The 21,846-nt window shown below is 38.0% G+C and carries 20 protein-coding genes; 16 read left to right on the top strand and 4 right to left on the bottom strand.

The genetic code is table 11. The annotated features are described in order from the left end of the window. Positions 1 to 22 precede the first annotated feature (22 nt). Genes OLM45_RS08345 through coaD form a run of 3 tightly spaced genes read left to right on the top strand, consistent with a single transcriptional unit; the run spans position 23 to position 2,124 of the window. Positions 23 to 1,012 carry a D-alanine--D-alanine ligase gene (locus tag OLM45_RS08345; RefSeq protein ID WP_264509534.1) on the top strand — a complete coding sequence of 330 codons (990 nt, stop codon included), beginning with the start codon at positions 23 to 25 and terminating at the stop codon, positions 1,010 to 1,012. Next, positions 1,009 to 1,632 (top strand): hypothetical protein, encoded by a 624-nt coding sequence (locus tag OLM45_RS08340; protein WP_264509533.1) that lies wholly within the window; start codon positions 1,009 to 1,011, stop codon positions 1,630 to 1,632. Before OLM45_RS08345 ends, OLM45_RS08340 begins: the two co-directional genes overlap by 4 nt. A 33-nt stretch (positions 1,633 to 1,665) precedes the next feature. Next, positions 1,666 to 2,124 carry a pantetheine-phosphate adenylyltransferase gene (gene coaD, locus OLM45_RS08335; protein ID WP_264509532.1) on the top strand — a complete coding sequence of 153 codons (459 nt, stop codon included), beginning with the start codon at positions 1,666 to 1,668 and terminating at the stop codon, positions 2,122 to 2,124. Here coaD and OLM45_RS08330 read toward each other — a convergent pair whose 3' ends face one another. Beyond that, a complete protein-coding gene (locus OLM45_RS08330) occupies positions 2,125 to 2,727 on the bottom strand; it encodes an NUDIX hydrolase (protein WP_264509531.1) in 603 nt (200 codons plus the stop codon). It lies immediately after the preceding gene. Positions 2,728 to 2,734: 7 nt separating this feature from the next. On the opposite strand from OLM45_RS08330, the gene pyrE reads away from it, so the two are divergent. Continuing rightward, on the top strand, positions 2,735 to 3,385 hold the full coding sequence (gene pyrE, locus OLM45_RS08325) for an orotate phosphoribosyltransferase (protein WP_264509530.1): 651 nt from the start codon (positions 2,735 to 2,737) through the stop codon (positions 3,383 to 3,385). Positions 3,386 to 3,391: 6 nt separating this feature from the next. After that, positions 3,392 to 3,784: an SRPBCC family protein gene (locus OLM45_RS08320; RefSeq protein ID WP_264509529.1), complete on the top strand. Its 393-nt coding sequence runs from the start codon at positions 3,392 to 3,394 to the stop codon at positions 3,782 to 3,784. Positions 3,785 to 3,819: 35 nt separating this feature from the next. Here the strand turns inward: OLM45_RS08320 and OLM45_RS08315 are convergent, their stop codons facing one another. Then, positions 3,820 to 5,949: an elongation factor G gene (locus OLM45_RS08315; RefSeq protein ID WP_264509528.1), complete on the bottom strand. Its 2,130-nt coding sequence runs from the start codon at positions 5,947 to 5,949 to the stop codon at positions 3,820 to 3,822. Positions 5,950 to 6,025: 76 nt separating this feature from the next. Next, positions 6,026 to 6,757 carry a biotin--[acetyl-CoA-carboxylase] ligase gene (locus tag OLM45_RS08310; RefSeq protein ID WP_264509527.1) on the bottom strand — a complete coding sequence of 244 codons (732 nt, stop codon included), beginning with the start codon at positions 6,755 to 6,757 and terminating at the stop codon, positions 6,026 to 6,028. Between the two features lie 95 nt (positions 6,758 to 6,852). Here OLM45_RS08310 and rsfS point away from each other — a divergent pair, with 95 nt between their 5' ends. From rsfS to OLM45_RS08255, 11 genes are all read left to right on the top strand, one after another. Then, positions 6,853 to 7,224: a ribosome silencing factor gene (gene rsfS, locus OLM45_RS08305; RefSeq protein WP_129462279.1), complete on the top strand. Its 372-nt coding sequence runs from the start codon at positions 6,853 to 6,855 to the stop codon at positions 7,222 to 7,224. A gap of 18 nt (positions 7,225 to 7,242) precedes the next feature. Next, a complete protein-coding gene (gene ftsH / locus OLM45_RS08300) occupies positions 7,243 to 9,174 on the top strand; it encodes an ATP-dependent zinc metalloprotease FtsH (RefSeq protein ID WP_264509526.1) in 1,932 nt (643 codons plus the stop codon). Positions 9,175 to 9,280: 106 nt separating this feature from the next. Further along, entirely contained in the window at positions 9,281 to 9,880 is a 600-nt protein-coding gene (locus tag OLM45_RS08295; RefSeq protein WP_264509525.1) for a lactate utilization protein B/C, read from the top strand. Between the two features lie 2 nt (positions 9,881 to 9,882). Next, on the top strand, positions 9,883 to 10,773 hold the full coding sequence (locus OLM45_RS08290; protein WP_264509524.1) for a phosphatidate cytidylyltransferase: 891 nt from the start codon (positions 9,883 to 9,885) through the stop codon (positions 10,771 to 10,773). Then, positions 10,763 to 11,416, top strand: coding sequence for a phosphatidylserine decarboxylase family protein (locus OLM45_RS08285; RefSeq protein ID WP_264509523.1), 654 nt, complete (start codon positions 10,763 to 10,765; stop codon positions 11,414 to 11,416). The genes OLM45_RS08290 and OLM45_RS08285 overlap by 11 nt, the downstream gene beginning before the upstream one ends. Then, on the top strand, positions 11,416 to 11,688 hold the full coding sequence (locus tag OLM45_RS08280; RefSeq protein WP_264509522.1) for an acyl-CoA-binding protein: 273 nt from the start codon (positions 11,416 to 11,418) through the stop codon (positions 11,686 to 11,688). Before OLM45_RS08285 ends, OLM45_RS08280 begins: the two co-directional genes overlap by 1 nt. Positions 11,689 to 11,694: 6 nt before the next feature. Beyond that, complete coding sequence (locus OLM45_RS08275; protein WP_264509521.1) at positions 11,695 to 12,462, top strand: superoxide dismutase; 768 nt, start codon at positions 11,695 to 11,697, stop codon at positions 12,460 to 12,462. A gap of 199 nt (positions 12,463 to 12,661) precedes the next feature. Next, positions 12,662 to 13,849 carry an FIST signal transduction protein gene (locus OLM45_RS08270; protein ID WP_264509520.1) on the top strand — a complete coding sequence of 396 codons (1,188 nt, stop codon included), beginning with the start codon at positions 12,662 to 12,664 and terminating at the stop codon, positions 13,847 to 13,849. 15 nt (positions 13,850 to 13,864) lie between these two features. After that, the gene (locus OLM45_RS08265) at positions 13,865 to 16,369 is read left to right on the top strand and encodes a PAS domain-containing protein (RefSeq protein WP_264509519.1); all 2,505 of its coding nucleotides are present in this window, start codon (positions 13,865 to 13,867) and stop codon (positions 16,367 to 16,369) included. Between the two features lie 22 nt (positions 16,370 to 16,391). Next, entirely contained in the window at positions 16,392 to 16,775 is a 384-nt protein-coding gene (locus OLM45_RS08260; RefSeq protein ID WP_264509518.1) for a response regulator, read from the top strand. A 47-nt stretch (positions 16,776 to 16,822) separates the two neighbouring features. Beyond that, on the top strand, positions 16,823 to 19,048 hold the full coding sequence (locus tag OLM45_RS08255; protein WP_264509517.1) for a M20/M25/M40 family metallo-hydrolase: 2,226 nt from the start codon (positions 16,823 to 16,825) through the stop codon (positions 19,046 to 19,048). A gap of 52 nt (positions 19,049 to 19,100) precedes the next feature. Here OLM45_RS08255 and OLM45_RS08250 read toward each other — a convergent pair whose 3' ends face one another. Beyond that, positions 19,101 to 21,728, bottom strand: a complete 2,628-nt coding sequence (locus tag OLM45_RS08250; protein ID WP_264509516.1) for a valine--tRNA ligase — start codon at positions 21,726 to 21,728, stop codon at positions 19,101 to 19,103. Positions 21,729 to 21,846 lie beyond the last annotated feature (118 nt).

The raw sequence follows: 21,846 nt of genomic DNA, 5'->3' as shown, positions 1-21,846 counted from the left end.
GTACAATTAAAAAATATCCCCGATGAACGTTGCAGTTGTAATGGGCGGATACTCCGATGAATCGGTAATTTCGCTTCGAAGTGGTCAGTTAATTTTAAACCAATTAGACCGTTCAAAATACAAGCCGTATGAAGTACATATTCTCAAAGAAGGATGGTCTGTTCTCATCGATGGGGAAAAAATCGCAGTAGACAAAAGTGATTTTTCATTTCAATTCGAAGGAAAAAAAATCAAATTTGATGTGGCTGTAAATACCGTTCACGGCACACCGGGAGAAGACGGCCATTTGCAAGCGTATTGGGAGTTAATTGATGTACCGTATACGGGTTGTAATTTTTACCAATCGGCACTCACTTTCAATAAAAGAGATACGTTATCGGTACTTTCGAAATTTGATATACCAAAGGCCAAATCGGTGTATTTACGATACGGCGACCCCATTCATGCGGAAGCATTGGTGGCGGAATTAGGTTTGCCTTTTTTCGTAAAACCGAATCAGTCGGGAAGTTCGCTGGGCGTTTCCATGGTTCAGTCAATCGACGAATTGGATAAAGCTCTTGCCTTTGCCTTTGCAGAAGATCATGATATTTTAATTGAATCGTATCTAAAAGGAACTGAAGTCTCCGTGGGTGTTTTGCGCTATCGCGGAGAAGTAATGGTTTTGGGGATAACCGAAATTGTTTCTCAAAATGCTTTTTTTGATTACGAAGCCAAATACCAAGGTAAATCCGAAGAAATAACACCTGCCCGATTGGATGCCGCCACTGAAGCTTTAGTAAAAACCACTGCTAAAAAGGCTTATGAGGCTTTGGGAATGACGGGCTTTTCGAGAACCGATTTTATCATCATGGATGGAATTCCGCATTTTATAGAGATGAATACCAATCCAGGGTTATCCCCACAAAGTATTTTTCCGCAACAAGCGGCTCATGCACAAATTGCTTTCAGTGATTTATTGGACAATGAAATTCGATTAGCTTTAGGAAGAAAAACAATCTGGGCTAAATTATGATTGTCATCTTAGGCACAAAAACGCACTTGCGTCATGCGGCAACGTTTCAAGGAAATTGCCCCCATTGTCATTTGAACCAAGTGGATTTCGAACTCCAATTGTATTGCGATTATACACATTTGACGTTTATTCCGCTATTTCCCGTTAAGCGTCACGGGGAAATTCATTGTACCCACTGCAATGCTTATATTGAATATGCTGATTTACCCCAATTGAGCAAATCAAAAGTAGATGCTATTGCCCATCAAAAAAGATTATTCCCTGTTTGGACTTTTACAGGCTCGGCAGTTCTACTAGTAGTGATTTGCTTATTTTTAAAAAATTGGTATGTAAAATCGCATACCGATTACCCGCTCGAGCAACTTCAAAAAGGCGATGTCGTTTTCTATGAAACGGAAAATGGTTATTATTCGACATTTAAAATTTTGGAACGAAAAGGAACCACATTTCAAGTGTTGGTCAATGAATATGTCCAAGACACCTATTTCGATTTAGAGGATTTGGATGTACCTTCTAACTACAGTAAACAAAAGGAATCGTTGACATTGGAAGACTTAAATGCGATGGAAGAAAATGGACGTATTGAAGGGATTGAAAAATCGAATTTGAATTCATATTAAATCGCTAACTTTACATTACTTATTCCAACAATTATGAAACGAGCAATTTTTCCAGGTTCATTTGACCCCATAACGTTAGGACACTTTGATATCATTCAGCGAGGAGCTTCCTTGTTTGATGAAATCATTGTTGCCATTGGGGTGAATGCCGAAAAAAAATACATGTTCTCATTGGAAGAACGCAAACGTTTCATTGAAGAAGCTTTTCGGGACGAACCCAAAGTGAGAGTGATCACGTATGAAGGGTTAACTATTGATTTGTGTAAAAAAGAAAAAGCAGATTTTATTCTCAGAGGTTTACGAAATCCCGCTGATTTTGAGTTTGAAAAAGCGATTGCCCATACCAACCGTAAATTGTCCCAAATTGAAACCGTCTTTTTATTGACTGCTTCGCGAACCTCTTATATTTCTTCCAGTATTGTTCGGGATGTATTGCGAAATGGTGGAGATTACACCGTTTTAGTGCCGGATTCTGTTCGGGTGAAAAAATAATTAAATCAAACTATTTTCTTCTTCAAAAAGTAATTTGATATTTTCATACGAATTACCCAGTGCATCGCGAACTTCTTCAGGAGATAACCAGGCTACTTTTTCAATGCCTTCATTCGCTTGAGGTGTTGGTGTCCCTTGAAAATTGGTTTTCATTTCGAACCAATGGGTAATTTTCAATCGGTATTTGCCACCACGTTTGAAGATATGATACGTTTTTTGAAGTTTACGGGTAATTTTTAATTGATTGACACCTGTTTCTTCTTCCACTTCACGTAAAGCGGTATCCTCTATGTCTTCATTTTTTTCAATGCCGCCTTTGGGTAAATCCCATTTTCCATTGCGATAGATAAAAAGAACCTTGCCTTCTGCATTGTAAACTAAACCACCGCCGGCCTTTTTCACAGGAATTTTCTCTTTTACCTTTTTTAAAATTTCTTTTTCATCCGGATAGTACAAATAGGCTTTCTTAATCTTGTTATTGAACATCTTTACAATAAGCTGCTCGATGTCAACGCTTTCCAACAAAAACAACTGAAAGTCGGTTTCCTTGGCGACCTCGTTTGTCAAAAAAAGTGGCTTATCGTTTACAAAAACTTTATACATTTGTACTATGATTTTTAATACTGCAACTGCCGAGAAAACTGCCGAATTGCTCTTACAAATAAACGCAATTAAATTAAATCCGTCAAATCCTTTTTTATGGGCTTCCGGATGGCACTCCCCTATTTATTGTGACAACCGCCTAACCCTTTCATTTCCAGCGATTCGAAATTTCATTCGCGATGAATTTGCCAAAAATATTGAAGAAAAATACGGCAAACCCGATGTTATTGCTGGTGTAGCCACTGGTGCAATTGGTATCGGAATTTTAGTGGCTGAAGAAATGGGACTTCCGTTTGTCTATGTTCGACCCGAACCCAAAAAACACGGACGTAAAAATCAGGTGGAAGGTTTCCTTCAAAAAGGGCAAAATGTGGTTGTCGTTGAAGATTTAATCAGCACGGGAAATAGTAGTTTACTTGCGGTTGAAGCCCTTCGTGAAGCAGGCGCCAATGTAAAAGGTATGGCCGCCATATTTTCCTATGGTTTTGAAATTGCCAAAGCGAATTTTGAAAACGCGAATGTGAATTTAAATACCTTAAGTGATTACGAACATTTACTTCCTTTAGCGGTAGAAAAACAATACATCAACGAAAACGAATTAAGCACATTAAAAGACTGGCGTATGCATCCAGACACTTGGAATGTCGCTGTAAAATAATATAATATGCAATTAGAAAGTCCGAAAGTCTCCGTATCCAAGTCAGCTGAATATCTATTCAACGCATTAACAGATGTCAAAAATTTTGAAAAATTAATGCCTGAAAACATTGCAAAGTTTGAAGTTACGGATGAAAACACCTTTTTATTTGGTTTAAGTGGGATGCCCGAAATCAAATTACGCTTGAAAGAACAAACGCCACACAGCTACATCAAATTAGGTGCTGCCAGTGATAAAGTTCCTTTTACGCTCATCGCCAATATTGAAAATACAGGACCCGAAAGTGCAAATGTACAATTGCAATTTGAAGGCGAATTCAATGCCATGATGGCGATGATGGTTAAAGGCCCGATCACCAAATTTCTCGAAACCCTTTCATCCAATATGGGCAAATTATAAAATAAAAAAATCCCGATTATCATCGGGATTTTTTTTTACACTTCGGCGATCTCATGAACCTGATCCTTTACCAATTGCTTTTGAATTTCTAAAGGTAATGGTTGATAGCCTCCCGTTTCTAATGTAAATCTAGCTCTTCCTTGGGATAAAGCGCGTATTTCTTTACCCAAATCATCCATAGCTTCATAAGGAACATGGGCATGTATTTTTGTGAAATGGCCTTCTGCATCCATTCCTTCAACGACACCTCGGTTTGTTTGTATCGCACTCATAAGTGATCCAGTTAAATTTTCTGGAGTATGAATTAAAATGTGATAATAAGGCTCTAAAAGCAAAGGATCGGCTTGATAAAAACAGGTTTTAAAGGCCATCATCCCTGCCGTTTTAAAGGCCAAATCATTACTATCTACACTGTGCATTTTTCCATCAAAAACAAGGACGCGTACATCCCGAACATAAGAGCCTGTTAATGGTCCCTCCTGCATTTTCTCCATAATTCCTTTTAGAATTGAAGCGTGAAATCGGGTGTCAATAGCACCGCCTACGATACAATTATAATACATCAATTTACCACCCCAAGGCAAATCAATCGATTCTGAACTTCGAATTGGATATCCTTTGGGCTCTTCGATTCCGTCATACCAAGGTTCGATTTTCATGGCAATTTCAGCAAACTGACCGGCACCTCCGGTTTGTTTTTTATGACGGTAAACAGTTTCAGCTGCTTTTCGAATCGTTTCACGGTAGGGAATTTTTGGAGCAACAAATTGCACGTGCAACTTAGCTGATTGTTCTAATTTCCAACGAATCACATATAAATGCAATTCACCTTGACAATGAATTAAGGTTTGTTTCAATTCGGGAGACACTTCAATTTTTATGGTAGGATCTTCTTCAATTAATTGATGTAACGCTTGAGATAACTTTTCTTCTTCTCCTTTAATTGTGCTTTCTACGGCTCGAGTTAAAACGGATTCAGGATAAGGAATTGGAGGTAATTCTACAGGAAATCCTTTCGCATGTAATGTATTGTGGGTATGGGTATTTTTAAGTTTTAATGTCGCACCAATATCACCTGCTACCATCTCATTAACTGAATTGCGTTTGTTAGCAACCATTTCGAAAATTTGATGAATACGTTCAACCTGACCTGTATTCTCATTGGTCAACTCGTCTCCAACTCGTATTTTTCCAGAAAGCACTTTGAAAAATGACAAATCCCCTACATGGGGTTCTGTCAGCGTTTTGTAGATGTAAATTGCAGTTGGTTCGTTTTCATTACATGAAATCGCTTTTCCTTCAATGGTAATTTCGTTGGGCATTTCATTTGCGGAAGGACAAACATGATCAATAAATTCCATTAATCGATTGACACCTCTATTTTTTAAACCCGACAAACAGAATACAGGAAATAATTCATGGTGAATTAACGCTTGATGCAAGCCTTCTTTCATTTCAACTTCTGTCAACGAACCCTGTTCAAAAAATCGTACCATCAAAGTTTCATCATAACCAGCAATGGCTTCTACTAATTCTTGATGCAACTGATTGGCTTTTTCTAAGTGAATATCAGGAATTTCTTCAACTGCAACCGTTCCATCAGTATCCGAATACCGGTACAATTTCATGTGCAATACATCAATTACGGCATCAAATGAAGCTCCCGAGTGAATAGGATATTGCACAATCACTACTTTTCGCCCAAAATGTTGAATGGCTTCTTGAACTGTAGCGTCAAAATCAGCCGATTCATGATCGATTTGATTCACTGCCAAAAGCATCGGTAATTTGTAGTTATCGGTATATTCCCATATAATATCCGTTCCGACTTCCACCCCGGTTACCGCATTCAATAGCATTACACCACAATCGGCAACACGCATGGCGCCAATAATTTCACCTGAAAAATCATCACTACCTGGAGTATCTAAAACATTGATTTTAAAGCCTTCCCATTGTGTAGCAATTAATTTCGAAAAAAAGGATTTTCCCTTTTCTTGTTCTAAATCGGTATAGTCTGCTAAGGTGTTTTTTTCTTCGATAGTTCCTCTTCTACTTAGAAATCCGGCATTATAAGCCATTGCTTCAGCTAATGTAGTTTTACCACTACCGGTATGGCCCACTAAAACAATATTTTTTATGTGTTGAATATCAAAATTTGCCATTGTACTTCGAATTTAAAGTTTATCCCTTCAAAGTTCCGAAGCTAATAGGAAATGAATCATGACATTCGTCATACATCTAATACAATAAGCGAATTTCTTTAACCCCAAAATGTTGAATTGTATCATCTTCCTGCATGACGTGCAAACGTCCGTTTGTATCGACATCTTGAATAATCCCCATAAATCGGGTCCCATCAGGTAATTCAAAAGGCATGGGAATTCCTTTTTTGAAAAGATGCGCTTTATAAAAATCCCATAAAACATCCGTTCTTCCTTCAACAATCAAGGTGGTATATTCAATCAACTGGTTTACAATTTCATGACAAAGTGAATCAGGATCAAACTCCTGACCTGACACGTTCAAAAGTGAGGTTGCCTGTGGCAGATGATCAAATTTTTGCTGATTCACATTGAGTCCGACACCAATCACAGCCTCAATTTCTGTGTCCGACTTGAATAAATTCTCTATTAAAATACCGGCGACCTTCTTTTGGGCTGACAGAATGTCGTTGGGCCATTTGATGCTTAACTTAGGAATTTTATGGGCTTCCAAAACGGTAAAAACGCTGCACGCTATGGCAATATTTAAGTGAAAAATAGATGCTGGCGATTGGATAATATTTTTAACCAAAATACTCATTATCAAATTTTTACCTGATTCTGTTTCCCATGTTGCACCCATTTGACCACGCCCGTTGGTTTGCATTTGTGCAGTGACTGTAGTGAAATTTTCAAGCCGATTTTGCCGTGAAATTTCTTTTAAATAATCATTGGTCGAACCTATGGCATCGAGTTTGATAAATTGCATGGGATAACGGATAAAAAAATGAAATTTAAACTTCTGTTAAGCCTCAAAAATAATGACAAAAAATAATACCTTTGCAAAATTAGACGCTATTTTAAATGACGAAAAAAGAAGTTAGTACCGATGTCCTCTTAGCAGGCATCATTAAAGGAATTGAAGAAGTTAAAGGAAATGAACTTGATATTCTGGATTTAAGAGAAATAGATACGGCTGTGTGTGATTATTTTGTGATTTGCACCGGTACTTCCAATACACAAGTAAATGCTATTGTGAACTCTGTTCAGAAAGTAGTCTCCAAAGAATTTAAAGAAAAACCTTGGCATGTTGAAGGAACTGACAACGGAGAATGGGTATTGATGGATTATGTGAGTATTGTTGTCCATGTATTCCAAAAAGAACCCCGAGACTATTACAATATTGAAGGATTATGGGGTGATGCCAAAATTACCCGAATAGAAACCAATTACTAAAAAAGCACGCTACATATTATGTCAGAAGATAAAAAACCGAATAACGGGATGCGTTTCAGCCCATGGTGGGTAACAGGAGCGGTTCTTTTCTTGCTTATTGCACTCAACATTATGGGTGGAACAGCCTTAGAAGATCCAACTTCGATAAGCGTATCTCAATTTGATGCCTTATTAAACAAAGGAGAAATTCAAAAAGTGGTAGTGTATAACAAGTCAAAAGCCGAAGCGTATTTGACTGAAAAAGCACAAAATAGCAAACAACATGAAAAAGTTGTCAAAGATGTTTTTGGATCCAAAAACAAAGGACCCCATTATGTTTTTGACATTGGAAATGACGAACTTTTTGAAAAAGAATTAGCTGATGCCGTAGCACATAAAAAATTAGTGAATTACCAATTTGAACAACGCAGTGATTGGTCAAGCTTTTTAGTCAATTTATTGCCTTTCATTTTACTGATTGGAGTTTGGTTGTACTTTATGCGTCGCATGTCTGGCGGCGGTGCCGGCGGTGGCGGTGGTCAGATTTTTAATATTGGAAAATCCCGCGCCCGTTTATTTGACGAGAAAAATGATGTAAAAGTAACCTTTAAAGATGTTGCCGGACTAGAAGGCGCAAAAGAAGAAGTGCAAGAAATTGTAGAATTCTTGAAAAATCCCGAAAAATATACTTCTTTAGGAGGAAAAATCCCAAAAGGTGCTTTATTGGTCGGACCTCCAGGAACCGGTAAAACCTTATTAGCGAAAGCGGTAGCTGGTGAAGCACAAGTTCCCTTCTTCTCTTTATCAGGATCTGATTTTGTGGAAATGTTTGTGGGTGTTGGAGCGTCTCGCGTTCGCGACTTATTCAAACAAGCAAAAGACAAATCTCCAGCTATTATTTTCATTGATGAAATTGATGCTGTGGGTCGAGCTCGTGGTAAAAATAATTTTTCAGGATCCAACGACGAACGGGAAAATACCCTCAACCAACTATTGACAGAAATGGATGGTTTTGGCACGAATACCCATGTCATTGTACTTGCGGCGACCAACCGTGCCGATATTTTGGACAAAGCCTTAATGCGTGCAGGTCGTTTCGACCGCCAAATTTATGTGGACTTACCGGACATTCGCGAACGTAAAGAAATTTTTGAAGTGCATTTGGGTCCGTTGAAAAAAGCCGAAGGTTTGGATACTGAATTTTTAGCTAAACAAACACCTGGATTCTCAGGGGCTGATATTGCTAATGTTTGTAATGAAGCGGCTTTAATTGCGGCTCGTAACAACAAAACATCAGTCGACAAACAAGACTTCTTGGATGCGGTGGATCGTATTGTAGGCGGATTAGAAAAGAAAAATAAAATTGTTACTGCTGAAGAAAAACGAGCAATTGCCGTTCACGAAGCCGGTCATGCTACGGTGAGTTGGATGCTTGAACACGCGGCTCCATTGATTAAAGTAACGATTGTACCACGAGGACAAAGTTTGGGTGCTGCTTGGTATTTACCCGAAGAACGCTTGATTGTTCGCCCCAACCAAATGCTGGATGAAATGTGTGCCACCATGGGCGGACGTGCGGCAGAGAAAGTCGTTTTTGATACGATTTCTACAGGCGCTTTATCCGATTTGGAAAAAGTAACCCGTCAAGCGAGAGCAATGGTGACCATTTACGGATTGAACGAGAAGATTGGAAATATCACCTATTACGACTCCAGTGGACAATCCGAGTACAATTTCAACAAACCCTATTCTGAAGAAACAGCTGTTTTAATTGATAAGGAAATTTCAGAATTGGTAGAAGGTCAATACCAACGAGCAATTCTATTACTTCAAGAAAACAAAGAAAAGCTATTGCAACTCGCTGATATTCTGATTGAAAAAGAAGTGATTTTCAAAGACGATTTGGAAACCATTTTCGGTAAACGTCCTTTCGAATCCAATCAAGATTCCGAAAGCGTTATCGCTGAATAAAATCTTATTAACAAAATTTTAAAAATCTTAATTCGAATCGTTTTTTGAATTAAGATTTTTTTATCTTTGAAATATTCCAACCTTTTTAAAGAATTATACCCAATATATGAGTCTTTTTAGAAAAATATTTGGTTCCGGCCACGATGATTCCGATGAGGAAAGCCAAAGTGAATATAATTCCCCAAAACCTTCTAACCTACCTGTAGATGAACAGTTCACCTTCAATTTCAAAAAAAATGGAGGAAAATTTATCTATTGTGAAAACTTAAACGAAGTCAAAGAACAATTTGAAAATATATTAGAAGAAAACGATTGGTTTGAAAAAGAAGTTTTGTGTTATGAATCCAAACTATTTCATCTACTTGATGAAAACCGACTTCCCTATCAATCGGTTACCCAACCCACTTTTTTGTTTGCCAGTTGTGAAAATTTAATCGCGGACGAAGGTTCCGTTTTGTTTTCTTCCAATCAAATTCGTCAAAATCGCGCCGAACAATTACCCGATAACATTGTAATATTAGCTACTACTAGCCAGATTTTAGAGTCTAAAAGCGATGGGTTGCGCATGATTAAAAAGAAATACGTCAAAGAATTCCCCACAAACATTACGACCATAAAATACTTTGAAAAAGCTAAAGAAGAAGATTTTTTAACCTACGGAAGTTGTTATAAGAATCTCTACCTACTTCTTTTAGAAGATTTGTAATAATGAATGAAACAGTAAAACGGGCCCTTTCGGGTACAGTTTATATCGTGCTTTTATTGGCCTCTATTCTGTATTCAACTGAAAGCTTTTTCCTTTTGTTTGGAATTTTCCTTCTGATTGCCATTTTTGAGTTTTCTAATTTAATTCAGGTCCGTAAAATCATCCCTTTGATTTCAGGATTACTGATATATGGCGGAATTACTTTGATCAGCCATTACCGCAAAGAAACTACTGCATTTTTGAGTTCGATAACACAAAAAGAAGTCGCAATTACTATAAACAGTACAACATTAGATTGGGTTTTATTAGTCGTGACACTCGTAGTTTCCATCAAATGCATCCTTTTTTTATTCTATGATTCCATTCAATCTGTGAGTACTTCCTCCAAGTACATCTACCTTTTGGGTTATATTATTTTACCTTTTATTTTTATAACTAAGATTTCGTTTGGGGTAAAAGAATACAATCCGAAAATTATCATCGGACTTTTTATTCTCATTTGGACCAACGATACCTTTGCATATATCGTTGGAAAATCTATCGGGAAACACAAATTATTGGAACGCATTTCTCCCAAAAAGACCATTGAAGGATTTTTAGGCGGTATTGTATTTGCGATTTTCGCCGGATTTTTAATTTCTAAATTCTTTATTCAAGCTTCACCAAAGTTCAGTCAAAAATCGATTATGATTTGGTGTAGTATCGCACTAATCGTGGGAGTTATGGGCACTATTGGGGATTTAATCGAATCCAAATTCAAGCGAATTGCTGGAGTGAAAGACAGCGGAAAAATAATGCCCGGTCACGGAGGTATTTTGGATCGCTTAGATAGTGTTATATTTGTAGCACCTTTTGTATTTTTGTTTTATCAAATTTTATATTATGTTTCATAAAGAAGGAGCTAAAATCATCCTGATTTCTACGTTTAGCTTTACAGTGTTATTGCTAGCATCCTCGCATTTTATCAGCAATTTTTGGATTTTAAAAACCGTTCAAATTCTACTGCTGTTTTTGCTTATTATGGTTTTGCAATTCTTCCGCAATCCCAAGCGCCATTTAGAAGTCAATGATTACCAAATTACGGCTCCTGTCGATGGAAAAGTAGTGGTAATTGAAGAAGTCTATGAAGCAGAATATTTTAAAGATAAGCGCTTACAAGTTTCTATATTTATGTCGCCCATCAATGTTCACGTTACACGGTATTGTACCAGTGGTAAAGTGAAATTTAGCAAATACCACCCTGGAAAATATTTAGTGGCTTGGGATCCTAAATCCAGTACAGAAAATGAACGTACAACGGTAGTGATTGAAAATCGCATTTTTGGCGAAATCTTATACCGTCAAATTGCGGGTGCACTTGCCAAACGCATTGTGAATTATGCCGAAGAAGGCATGGTGGTTCGACAAGGTGCAGATGCAGGTTTTATCAAATTTGGTTCGCGCGTTGACATTTATTTACCCTTAGGTACAGAAGTAAATGTCAAGTTAGGACAAAAAGCTATCGGTAACCAAACAATTATTGCAATTAAAAAATAATGGATAATCGAAGCATAGACGAACGTTTTGATGAGGCAGTTGATATTGCCAATACCATGTCACAGGCTGAGCTCCCTCAGGATGTGCAATTGCGTCTCTATGCCTTGTATAAACAATCTACCTTGGGAAGGGCCAACCATCGTTTTGTCTTTCCTCAAGATCTGCGGAATGCCTTTAAAATGAATGCTTGGATCCAAATCAATCATCTGACCCAAGACGAAGCCAAAGAACAATATATTGAAGCCATTTTAAGTCTCGCTAAAAAGAAATAATAGACCATGAAAAAGATAGAACTTGGAATAACACTGATTGCACTATTAGTACTGAGTTCGTGCAAACAAAAAAAATACAACGAAGTGGTTGAAGTACCGCTTCCCACCAAAGAACAAAAGGTTATTTTAGGAGATCCCGATGATGTAAAGGCTAACGAAGGTGCTTTTGAATTGATCAAACTACCTTTCAAATACGATGCTTTACAACCCAATATCGATGCGTTTACGCTTGAAATGCATTATTCCAAACACTATTTATCCCATACCAACAACCTCAATCAATTATTGGCTGGAACTGAATTGGAATCTTTGCCTATTGTTGATATTATAAAGAAAGCTGACCTATCCAATGAGGAACTACGCTTTAACTTAGGTGGCTATTACAACCATAGTTTGTATTTTGAAATTTTGACGCCCAAATCACAAGGTCAGCCCAAAGACACCTTGGCACAAGCCATTGATAAAGATTTTGGATCATTTGATGCTTTCAAAACACAATTTGAAGATTCGGCAAACAAACAATATGGTTCTGGTTGGACGTGGTTAATTGTCGATCGCGCTGGAAAACTTCAAATCACTTCTACCCCCAATCAAGACAATCCCTTAATGCCAAAAGCAGTGGTTCCAGGAACACCAATTTTAGGAATTGATGTATGGGAACACGCCTATTACTTGGAATACCAATACAAACGCAAAAAATATATCGATAACTTTTTCAATTGCGTGAATTGGGATAAAGTAGCTGAAAAGTATGAAGAAGTCTTATTAAAATAAACTTTATTTCATCGAAAGGTATTCAACTTTTACCGACAGCTATTTCGTGTTAAACGATTAAAAAAAAAATTCTACAGCTTAGTCCGTACTTTTAAAATATAGAAATCAGACTAAACGCAATAAACAACTTGACAATACATTATCTTTAAAGAAATTGTTTAGATGCGCACTGATTATTTACTACTAAAAAGTTCGCACTATGCTACAATTTTACTCAGCCTCCACCCGTATCGTCAACACCAAAAGAAGTGTAAGTGAATGTCTTGAAGTCGCACTTCAAGGTGTCACTGAATCCCCTTCTGTTCTGCTCTTTAATGCTTCCGTTGGGCATGATTTCAATGAAATGATTGAATATGCAAAATCACTGCAGCCTAATGCGCAAATCCTTGCCGCCTCTTGTTGTGGGGTAGTTGGTCGTGAAGGCGTTAGTGAATCTATGAAAGACATGGCTTTAATGGCCATTACCGGTGATGATTTTGCTATCGCAGGTAGTTCTCAAATCTTTGGATATAACTCTTATGAAGAGTGTCGCAAAATGGCGATTCAATTGAAAGAACAAAAAGAAGGAATCAACATGCTTTACTTTTTAGCTTCGGGAATTGATATTAATAATACGGAATGTATTCGAGCATTTGAAGAAATTCTTGGCGCAGAGGTTACCATCTTTGGGGCTACATCATCGGATAATATGAAAGGCTATGTGAGCTACCAATCTTTTGGAAATGAAGTAATGGAACACGGTGCTTTTGCCTTAGCCTTCTGTGACCCAACATTATCAATTGATACACAAGCTACCCATGGCTTTTTAGCAATCGGCGAACCCTTAACCGTAACCAAATCGCATGATAACATTATAGAAGAGTTAGATGGAAAACCCGCTTGGCCAACCTTTTTAGCCCGTTTGGGTCTACCAGAAACCGCAGAATGTGGCAATTCCATTCCTGTAGGTGCATTAGCTGAAGTTTTATCCAAAAGTGATGCAAAAGAATATGGTAACCGACATATCCTTCGGGTAGTTACTAAACACGAAGGTGATGCTATTTTTTATGCGACTTCTTGTCCGGTAGGCACACAGCTATGGTTGACTGTTCGAGATGAAGAGCGAATTTTTACCGAAATGGATCGAATGGTGAATGCAATGATAGAAAGAGCCCAAGGGAAAAAACCTATTGCTGTATTTCATGCGGATTGTTTGGCCCGCGGTCGTTACTTAACCAATCGAGTATTAAAAGAGGAACTGGTACATCAAATGCAAACGCCATTCTATTCCGATAATGTATGTCCTCCTTGGTTAGGAATGTATGGATTTGGCGAATTTGCCCGACTGAATGGAAAAAACACGTATCACAATTACACCACTGCATTATATGTAATCTACCGCTCCTAATTGCCCCAAAGTACCATGAACCACAAGAATCAACAACTTTTGCAAAGCGCTTATGACGAACTCCAACAACGAGTGACGCGCTTTTCTGCTGTGGAACAAAAACTAAAGGATACACAAGATCAATTGGATCATGAATTGAACTTGTATAAACGATTATCCCATTTCAACTCTACAGCTTTACAATTAAATAATGCCAATGCCATTAATCAATTAGCTGTAGAAACAATTGTTGATATTTTAGAAGTGGAAGCCGCTATCTTATGTGTTAAAGATTGTAGCACTGGTAGCAAATCAGTACATACAGAAGGAATTCCCAATGCTGACATTACAAAATTTGAATTTTACTCGATTACACAATTTGTAGACATCTTAGAAAATCCATCCAAAGTAAAGTTTGTAGATGAAACATTTTTTAGTCAGATCCCTGAATTAAAGGCTTATGCAAAAGGAGTCTTACTCATTTTGTCTGACGAAAAAGCGGCTATTGAAATCGGACTTTTAGGACTGATTAGTAAACAAAAAGCGCCGTTATTCAGAACTTTTTGCAGTAATCAAGAAACCATTTTTCAAATTTTTGGGCAACAATTTTTATCCCTTTCTAGCAGTCATATCCAAAGTACAAAAATTCAAAATCAATTGAATGAAATTAATATTTCTAAAATTGAATTAACCAAACTTTCCTTAATCGCACGCAATACCAACAATAATGTTGTAATTGCTAATGCGCATGGTGAAGTAGAATGGGTAAATGATTCCTTTATCAAAACTACAGGATATGAATTGGATGAAATCCGTGGAAAAAAACCCAAAGATTTTCTTAAAAGAGACGAGCAATCTGAAGAGGAACATGCACGGCTCATCAAAGCACTACAAGAAAAACAAAATGTAACCGTTGAACTTGTCAACTATACAAAATCAGGAGTCCCTTACTACAATCATATTGAAATCATTCCTGTTTTTGATAATGAAGGAAATCATATCAATTTCATTTCGGTTCAGAAAGACGTAACCCATGAAGTCAAAGCCCGCAATGAAATTTTAAAAATCAATAAACGATTTGAAACTATTGCCGAAAAATCACAAATTGGGATTTGGGAATGGGAAACATCAACCCAACAAACTATTTGGAATTCAATTCTAGAAGATCAATTGGGTATTACTCGAAAAATTTTACCTGAAGATTTCTATACTTATTGGAAAAGTTGCTTGCATCAAGAAGATAAAAATGGTGTTTTTGAAAAATTGCATGAGTTTATCAATTCCAATGAAACGTTGCTGGAATATGAATACCGAATCATTCGTAAAAACGACTTTAAAATTCGATTCATCAATTCCTTAGTAATAGCTGAACGCAATGCAAAAGGAGAAATTATTAAATTGATAGGAAGTAATTTAGATATTACTGAAAAACATGAAGCTGAAGTAAAAGTAGAGCAATTAAAACAATACTATGAAAGCCTATTCCATCATTCGCCTTCTCAAAAAATTGTATTAGATAATCAATTGAATATTTCCTTTATCAACAATTCGTTTTTAAAACAACAACCCGAATGGGAAGATTTCATTGGAAAAAATTTGTTAGACTTAACCCAACAATCGATGGGACGTCAACAAATGAAAAACCTGAGACGCTTGGTTCAAAAAGTCTCGGATGCCATCGATTTTAAAAAACTGATCCATTTCAGTGATACACTCATAACACCTTTAAACAAACAAATGTATCGATTAGTCAATGTATTCCCCTATTACATTGGTTCTGAATTACAGTACGTTATCATCAATGGTGTAGATATTACGGAATTGAAAAAAACACAAAAAACCATCGTAGGCAAAAATCAAGAATTACAAAAACTCAACAATGAATTGGACAATTTTGTATACCGTGTTTCCCATGATTTACGTGGGCCGCTTCTTTCCATTAAAGGTTTGGTAAATTTGATTTTAAGTGTAGAAGAACTGGATGACAACTTGCTTGAATATATCCATTTAATTGACACTAGTACCACACGTTTGGATGGAACTATTCAAGAAATATTAGAATTTTCTAGAAATGCTCGATTAGAAATTCACCGAGAAACGTTCAATGTTCGTGAAATGGTTCAAAGTATATTCGATGATTTACGTTTTGCTTCTGAAGATCAAATGACTATGACCTATGAAAGTTCATGCGGTGATTTTATAATCTCTGATAAATACCGTTTATCTACACTCTTAAAAAATATCATTGGAAATGCTGTGAAATATAGAAAAATTGGGCAAAATGACTCTTTTGTCCAATTCAAATTGGCTGAAACAGATCAAAAATACATCATCACCGTTGAGGACAATGGTGAAGGCATTGCCGAAGAAAATATTGGAAAAATTTTCAAAATGTTTTATCGAGGTTCCAATACCGGAATTGGCACAGGATTAGGACTTTACATCTGTAAAGAAATAGTCGAAAAATTAGGCGGAAGCCTAGAAGTAGTATCCGAATTTGGAAAAGGTTCAAAATTTATGATTACACTTTCCAAAAAATAACTAACTTTATAAGAAAAAACCTATGTTTTGTATTTTGATAGATGATGACGCGATTTTTAACTACATTCATGAAAAGACGATTCGTACACTTTGTCCTGAATGTATCGTAAAATCGTTCTTGTCCAGTCGACAAGCTTTGGAATTTGTCGTTCAAAATGCTATCGAAAACCCCAATCAAAAAGCTTGGATGTTTTTAGATATCAACATGCCCGAATTCAATGGCTTCGAATTTTTAGATAAACTACAAAATAGAGCTCCCGACTACATGGATAATAATAATATATTCATATTGACTTCTTCTTTAAACGAAAAAGATAAGAAGAAAGCCACTTTATATCCTGCCCTTAAAGGCTATTTAGAAAAACCGTTAAATCGTGAACAATTGGCTGAAATTTTAAATAAATAGCCCAAATCCTTTTTTGAAAAGCTAGTATATTTGAAAAAAAATATACCATGCAAAAAGTATACATGAGTTGGGCTATTGTCCTTCTATCATTAACAGCGTTTTCTCAAGAAACACATCTAAAGAACATAACCAAATTAACCTTTGGGGGCGATAATGCAGAAGCGTATTTCAGTCCGAACGGCTCTATGCTTACCCTCCAAGTCACCAATAAAGAACTCGGCGCTATTTGTGACCAGATTTATACCTTAAATCTAAACGAAAAAACCTATTCGCCCCAAAGTTTGAAGCGGATTTCCAATGGTAAAGGACGCACCACTTGCTCTTATTTTATGCCCGATGGTCAACATATCATTTTTGCCTCTACACATGGATCACAAAATGAATGTCCTCCCCCACCCAAACCGCGTGATGGAAAATACCTTTGGGCTATTTATCCCGAATTTGATTTGTATATCGCCGACTTAAACGGAAATATCGTCAAACAATTAACGAATTCACCCGGTTATGATGCTGAGGCGGTAGTGTCTCCCGATGGTAAGAAAATTGCCTTCACGTCTACCCGCTCAGGCGACCTAGAATTGTGGACCATGGATATTGATGGATCCAATTTAAAACAGGTAACTTTTGGCTTAGGCTATGATGGTGGCAGCTTTTTCTCACACGATAGCAAAAAATTAGTTTTTAGAGCTTCTCGCCCTAAAACGGAAGAAGCAATAGCCGAGTATAAATCATTACTGCAAGAAAATGTAGTGGCTCCCACCGAAATGGAAATCTATACCTGCAATGTAGATGGCTCCGATTTAAAACAAATCACCCACTTGGGTAAAGCCAATTGGGCTCCGTTTTTTCATCCTTCCGATCAAAAAATTATCTTTTCCTCCAATCATCATGCTACGCGGGGTTATGATTTTCAATTATACATGATTGATGTGAATGGTGCTCACCTGAAACAAATCACGTTTGAAAGTGAATTCAACGCCTTCCCCATGTTTTCACCCGATGGAAAAAAATTAGTTTTTTCCAGTAACCGCCAACAACAAGCCGCGCGGGAAACCAATGTGTTCATTGCCGATTGGGTGGATATTGACCCCGCAGAATACGTAGACGAAGTGGCTGCCAAAAAACACATCAGCTATTTGGCATCTGATGAATTGAAGGGCCGACTTGCCGGTTCAAAAGAAGAACAAAAAGCCGCAAAGTATTTAAATGATGAATTTAAGAAGTTGGGACTAAAATCCTATCAAGGGAAATCGTATTCCATTCCTTTTGAATACAAATACAAACTCAACCCAAAAGATTCGTTGAATCAACAGGAAGTATCTATAAAAGCAAATAATGTTGTCGCGTTTTTGGATAACAAAGCGGCTAAAACCATCGTAATCGGTGCGCATTATGATCATTTAGGCGTCAACGAACATGGGAATTCGACCAAAATGAATTCAAAAGGTGAAATCCACAATGGGGCAGATGATAATGCTTCGGGAGTTGCCGGCGTATTGGAATTAGCACGCATGCTTTCACAAAACAAATCCACCGAAAAAGCCAATTATATTTTTGCTTTATTTTCAGGAGAAGAAGACGGACTCATCGGTTCGAAAGCTTTGGCTGAAATTATCAAAACCCAATCGCCCAATACCGTTGCCATGATAAATATGGATATGATTGGTCGCTTAAACGACTCCAAAGATTTGGTGGTGGGTGGCACTGGAACCTGTCCCGAATTTCCAAAAATGATTGAACGCAACAAACCCGCCGGTTTCCATGTAACCCAGGATGAAAGTGGTACGGGTCCGACCGATCACACGTCGTTTTATCTAAAGGATATGGCCGTTTTAAACTTTTTTACCGGTACCCATAACGATTACCACAAACCTACCGATGATGAAGATAAAATCAATTATTATGGGGTTAAAAATGTCATCGAATATGTGGCGCGTTGTGTGCATGATCTTTCGAATTTAGAAAAAATCGAATTCACCAAAACCAAAGCCAATGCCGGCAAAACACGTCCGAAATATAAAGTAACCATGGGCATTATGCCGGATTATACCGAACATCCCGATGGTTTACACGTGGATGGTGTAACCGACAACCGTCCCGCTCAAAAAGCAGGTATTCAAGAAGGCGATGTGATCACCAAAATTGGAACTCTCGTCATCAAAGATGTTTACGGCTATATGGAAGCCTTAGCCAAAATCAATCCCGGTGATGAAGTTGAAGTGGTTTATACCCGAAATGGTGCTGCTCAAACGGTGAAAGTAAAATTTGAATAAAACAAAAAAGGAGCTGATTAGCTCCTTTTTTTATAGTATAAATATTCTATTCTTATTTCAAACCGGACAAACTGGCTTCTAGGGTTGCAATTTTAGCCAACGCATCGGCTTCTTTTTTGCGTTCCATTTCGATTACTTTCTCAGGCGCACCAGCTACAAACTTCTCATTGGATAATTTGGCTTGAACCGATTTCAAAAAGCCTTTGGTGTATTCCAACTCTGTCGCCAACTTTTCAATTTCAGCCGCTACATCAATATTTCCGGTAATTGGGATAAAATATTCGTTGGATTTCACGCGATACGATAAGGCGCCGTCTACTTTGTCATTAACATATTCAATAGCACCTACATTTCCTAATTTCGCCACAATAGCGTCAAAAACAGTAGAAGCCTTTTCTTTGTTGACTACCTTCAAATCGATACTGTCTTTAAACGGAATGTTTTTGTCTTTTCGAATGGTACGAATTCCTGAAATAACTTCTGTAGCAAAATCAAAGTCGGCTACCATTTTTGCATCATACGCAGCTGCCTTTGGCCACTGTGCAATAATCAACGCATCTTCAGCAGAGCGTTCTTTGATGTGTTGCCAAATCTCTTCAGTCAAAAACGGCATAAACGGATGCAACAATTTTAAATTGGCTTCCAAAATAGCAATGGCTTTGTCAAATGTAGTGCGATCTATCGGCTGTTGGTAACCCGGTTTAATCATTTCCAAGAACCAGGAACAGAAATCGTCCCAGAACAATTTATAAATGGCCATCAACGCATCGGAGATACGGTATTTATCAAAGTTGTCTTCAATTTCGACTAAGGTATGTTGCAATTTGGCTTCGTACCATTCAATCGCCACTTTTGAGGCTTCCGGTTGCGGAATATCCGCCACTTCCCATCCTTTGATGAGTCGGAACGCATTCCAAATTTTATTGGCAAACGCTTTCCCTTGTTGACACAACTCCTCATCAAAAAGAATATCATTTCCTGCCGAAGCACTCAACAACAATCCGACACGAACACCATCGGCTCCGAAACGTTCAATTAAATCCAAGGGATCGGGTGAATTCCCTAATGATTTTGACATTTTACGACCCAATTTATCGCGAACCAATCCGGTTAAATACACGTTGGTAAACGGTTTTGCCTCGGCATATTCATAGCCCGCAATGATCATACGTGCCACCCAGAAAAACAAAATATCGGGGCCTGTCACCAAGTCATTGGTTGGATAATAGTATTTATAATCTTCGTTATTAGGATCTAATATGCCGCCGAAAACGGCAATAGGCCATAACCACGAAGAGAACCACGTATCCAATGCATCATCGTCTTGACGTAAATCGGATGCCGTTAAATTCGCATCTCCAGTTTTAACTTTGGCCAATTCTAGCGCTTTTTCTGCCGTTTCTGCCACTACGAAATCTTCTTTTCCATCGCCGTAGTAGTACGCTGGAATCTGTTGGCCCCACCACAATTGACGCGATATATTCCAATCCCGGATGTTCTCTAACCAATGGCGGTAGGTATTGTTAAAACGACTAGGATATAATTTTACTTCTTCGGTTTCCAATACCGCTTTGATGGCCGGTTTTACCAACTCGTCCATGCGCAAAAACCATTGATCAGAAAGTCGGGGTTCGATTACCGCTTTGGTACGCTCTGAAGTTCCCACTTTATTGATGTGGTTTTCGGTTTTCACTAAGGCACCAATAGATTCCAACTCCACGGCAATTTCGTCACGAACGACAAAACGGTCTTTGCCGGCATAATGCAATCCGAAACTATTCAAACTCGCATCTTCGTTGAAGATATCGATGATTTCTAATTGATGGCGCTCGCCTAATTCTTTATCGTTAACATCGTGTGCGGGCGTGACTTTCAAGCAACCTGTTCCAAACTCAGGATCGACATAGTCGTCAAAAATGATTGGAATGACGCGGTTACAAATGGGCACAATGGCTTTTTTACCGCGCAAATGCTGGTAGCGTTCATCTTCGGGATGAATACAAATCGCGGTGTCGCCCAAAATGGTTTCCGGACGCGTAGTTGCGATGGTTACATACTCGTTAGAACCTTCTATTTGATAGCGCAAATGGTACAATTTCCCGTTGCGTTCTTCGTAGATTACTTCTTCGTCAGAAAGGGTTGTTTTGGCTTCGGGATCCCAATTCACCATGCGGTAACCGCGGTAAATCATTCCTTTGTTGTACAAATCCACAAACGAATGAATCACAGACGCCGACATGTCGGGATCCATGGTAAATTTTGTCCGACTCCAGTCGCAAGAACAGCCCAATTGCTTTAATTGTTCCAAGATGGTACCGCCGTATTTTTCGGTCCAATCCCAGGCATGTTTTAAGAACTCCTCACGAGACAAATCATTCTTATTAATTCCTTCACTCTTCAACTTTGCTACAACTTTAGCTTCCGTTGCAATAGAGGCGTGATCGGTACCGGGCACCCAACAGGCATTGAATCCTTTTAAACGCGCTCTGCGAATGAGTACATCTTGAATGGTATTGTTGAGCATATGACCCATGTGCAAAATTCCGGTGACGTTGGGTGGCGGAATTACGATGGTGTACGGCTTACGATGGTCCGGTTTGGAAGTGAAATAATCGTTCTTCATCCAATAGTTGTACCACTTTTGTTCGACGTCTTTGGCGTTGTACTGAGCTGGAATCATGAGTCAAGGGTTAATTATTTATATGAATTAAAAACAAAAGCGTCGCTATTAGCCCCGATAGAGCCGATATCCTCGAAGCGTAGCGGAGAGATAAAGGCGAAAGCGGGAGGATACTGGA

This window comes from Flavobacterium sp. N1719 (assembly GCF_025947045.1).
GTDB classification, from domain to species: domain Bacteria; phylum Bacteroidota; class Bacteroidia; order Flavobacteriales; family Flavobacteriaceae; genus Flavobacterium; species Flavobacterium stagni.
This window is presented reverse-complemented; position numbering and strand designations above follow the sequence as displayed.

What these genes read in the sequence shown, in the direction of transcription:
- OLM45_RS08295 (WP_264509525.1), top strand. Translation starts at nt 9,281, where the DNA reads ATGAGTCTTTTTAGAAAAATATTTGGTTCCGGCCACGATGATTCCGAT.
- OLM45_RS08275 (WP_264509521.1), top strand. Translation starts at nt 11,695, where the DNA reads ATGAAAAAGATAGAACTTGGAATAACACTGATTGCACTATTAGTACTG.
- OLM45_RS08340 (WP_264509533.1), top strand. Translation starts at nt 1,009, where the DNA reads ATGATTGTCATCTTAGGCACAAAAACGCACTTGCGTCATGCGGCAACG.
- OLM45_RS08270 (WP_264509520.1), top strand. Translation starts at nt 12,662, where the DNA reads ATGCTACAATTTTACTCAGCCTCCACCCGTATCGTCAACACCAAAAGA.
- OLM45_RS08315 (WP_264509528.1), bottom strand. Translation starts at nt 5,949, where the DNA reads ATGGCAAATTTTGATATTCAACACATAAAAAATATTGTTTTAGTGGGC.
- OLM45_RS08260 (WP_264509518.1), top strand. Translation starts at nt 16,392, where the DNA reads ATGTTTTGTATTTTGATAGATGATGACGCGATTTTTAACTACATTCAT.
- OLM45_RS08250 (WP_264509516.1), bottom strand. Translation starts at nt 21,728, where the DNA reads ATGATTCCAGCTCAGTACAACGCCAAAGACGTCGAACAAAAGTGGTAC.
- OLM45_RS08310 (WP_264509527.1), bottom strand. Translation starts at nt 6,757, where the DNA reads ATGCAATTTATCAAACTCGATGCCATAGGTTCGACCAATGATTATTTA.
- OLM45_RS08285 (WP_264509523.1), top strand. Translation starts at nt 10,763, where the DNA reads ATGTTTCATAAAGAAGGAGCTAAAATCATCCTGATTTCTACGTTTAGC.
- OLM45_RS08255 (WP_264509517.1), top strand. Translation starts at nt 16,823, where the DNA reads ATGCAAAAAGTATACATGAGTTGGGCTATTGTCCTTCTATCATTAACA.
- ftsH (WP_264509526.1), top strand. Translation starts at nt 7,243, where the DNA reads ATGTCAGAAGATAAAAAACCGAATAACGGGATGCGTTTCAGCCCATGG.
- coaD (WP_264509532.1), top strand. Translation starts at nt 1,666, where the DNA reads ATGAAACGAGCAATTTTTCCAGGTTCATTTGACCCCATAACGTTAGGA.
- OLM45_RS08330 (WP_264509531.1), bottom strand. Translation starts at nt 2,727, where the DNA reads ATGTATAAAGTTTTTGTAAACGATAAGCCACTTTTTTTGACAAACGAG.
- OLM45_RS08290 (WP_264509524.1), top strand. Translation starts at nt 9,883, where the DNA reads ATGAATGAAACAGTAAAACGGGCCCTTTCGGGTACAGTTTATATCGTG.
- OLM45_RS08345 (WP_264509534.1), top strand. Translation starts at nt 23, where the DNA reads ATGAACGTTGCAGTTGTAATGGGCGGATACTCCGATGAATCGGTAATT.
- OLM45_RS08280 (WP_264509522.1), top strand. Translation starts at nt 11,416, where the DNA reads ATGGATAATCGAAGCATAGACGAACGTTTTGATGAGGCAGTTGATATT.
- rsfS (WP_129462279.1), top strand. Translation starts at nt 6,853, where the DNA reads ATGACGAAAAAAGAAGTTAGTACCGATGTCCTCTTAGCAGGCATCATT.
- OLM45_RS08265 (WP_264509519.1), top strand. Translation starts at nt 13,865, where the DNA reads ATGAACCACAAGAATCAACAACTTTTGCAAAGCGCTTATGACGAACTC.
- pyrE (WP_264509530.1), top strand. Translation starts at nt 2,735, where the DNA reads ATGATTTTTAATACTGCAACTGCCGAGAAAACTGCCGAATTGCTCTTA.
- OLM45_RS08320 (WP_264509529.1), top strand. Translation starts at nt 3,392, where the DNA reads ATGCAATTAGAAAGTCCGAAAGTCTCCGTATCCAAGTCAGCTGAATAT.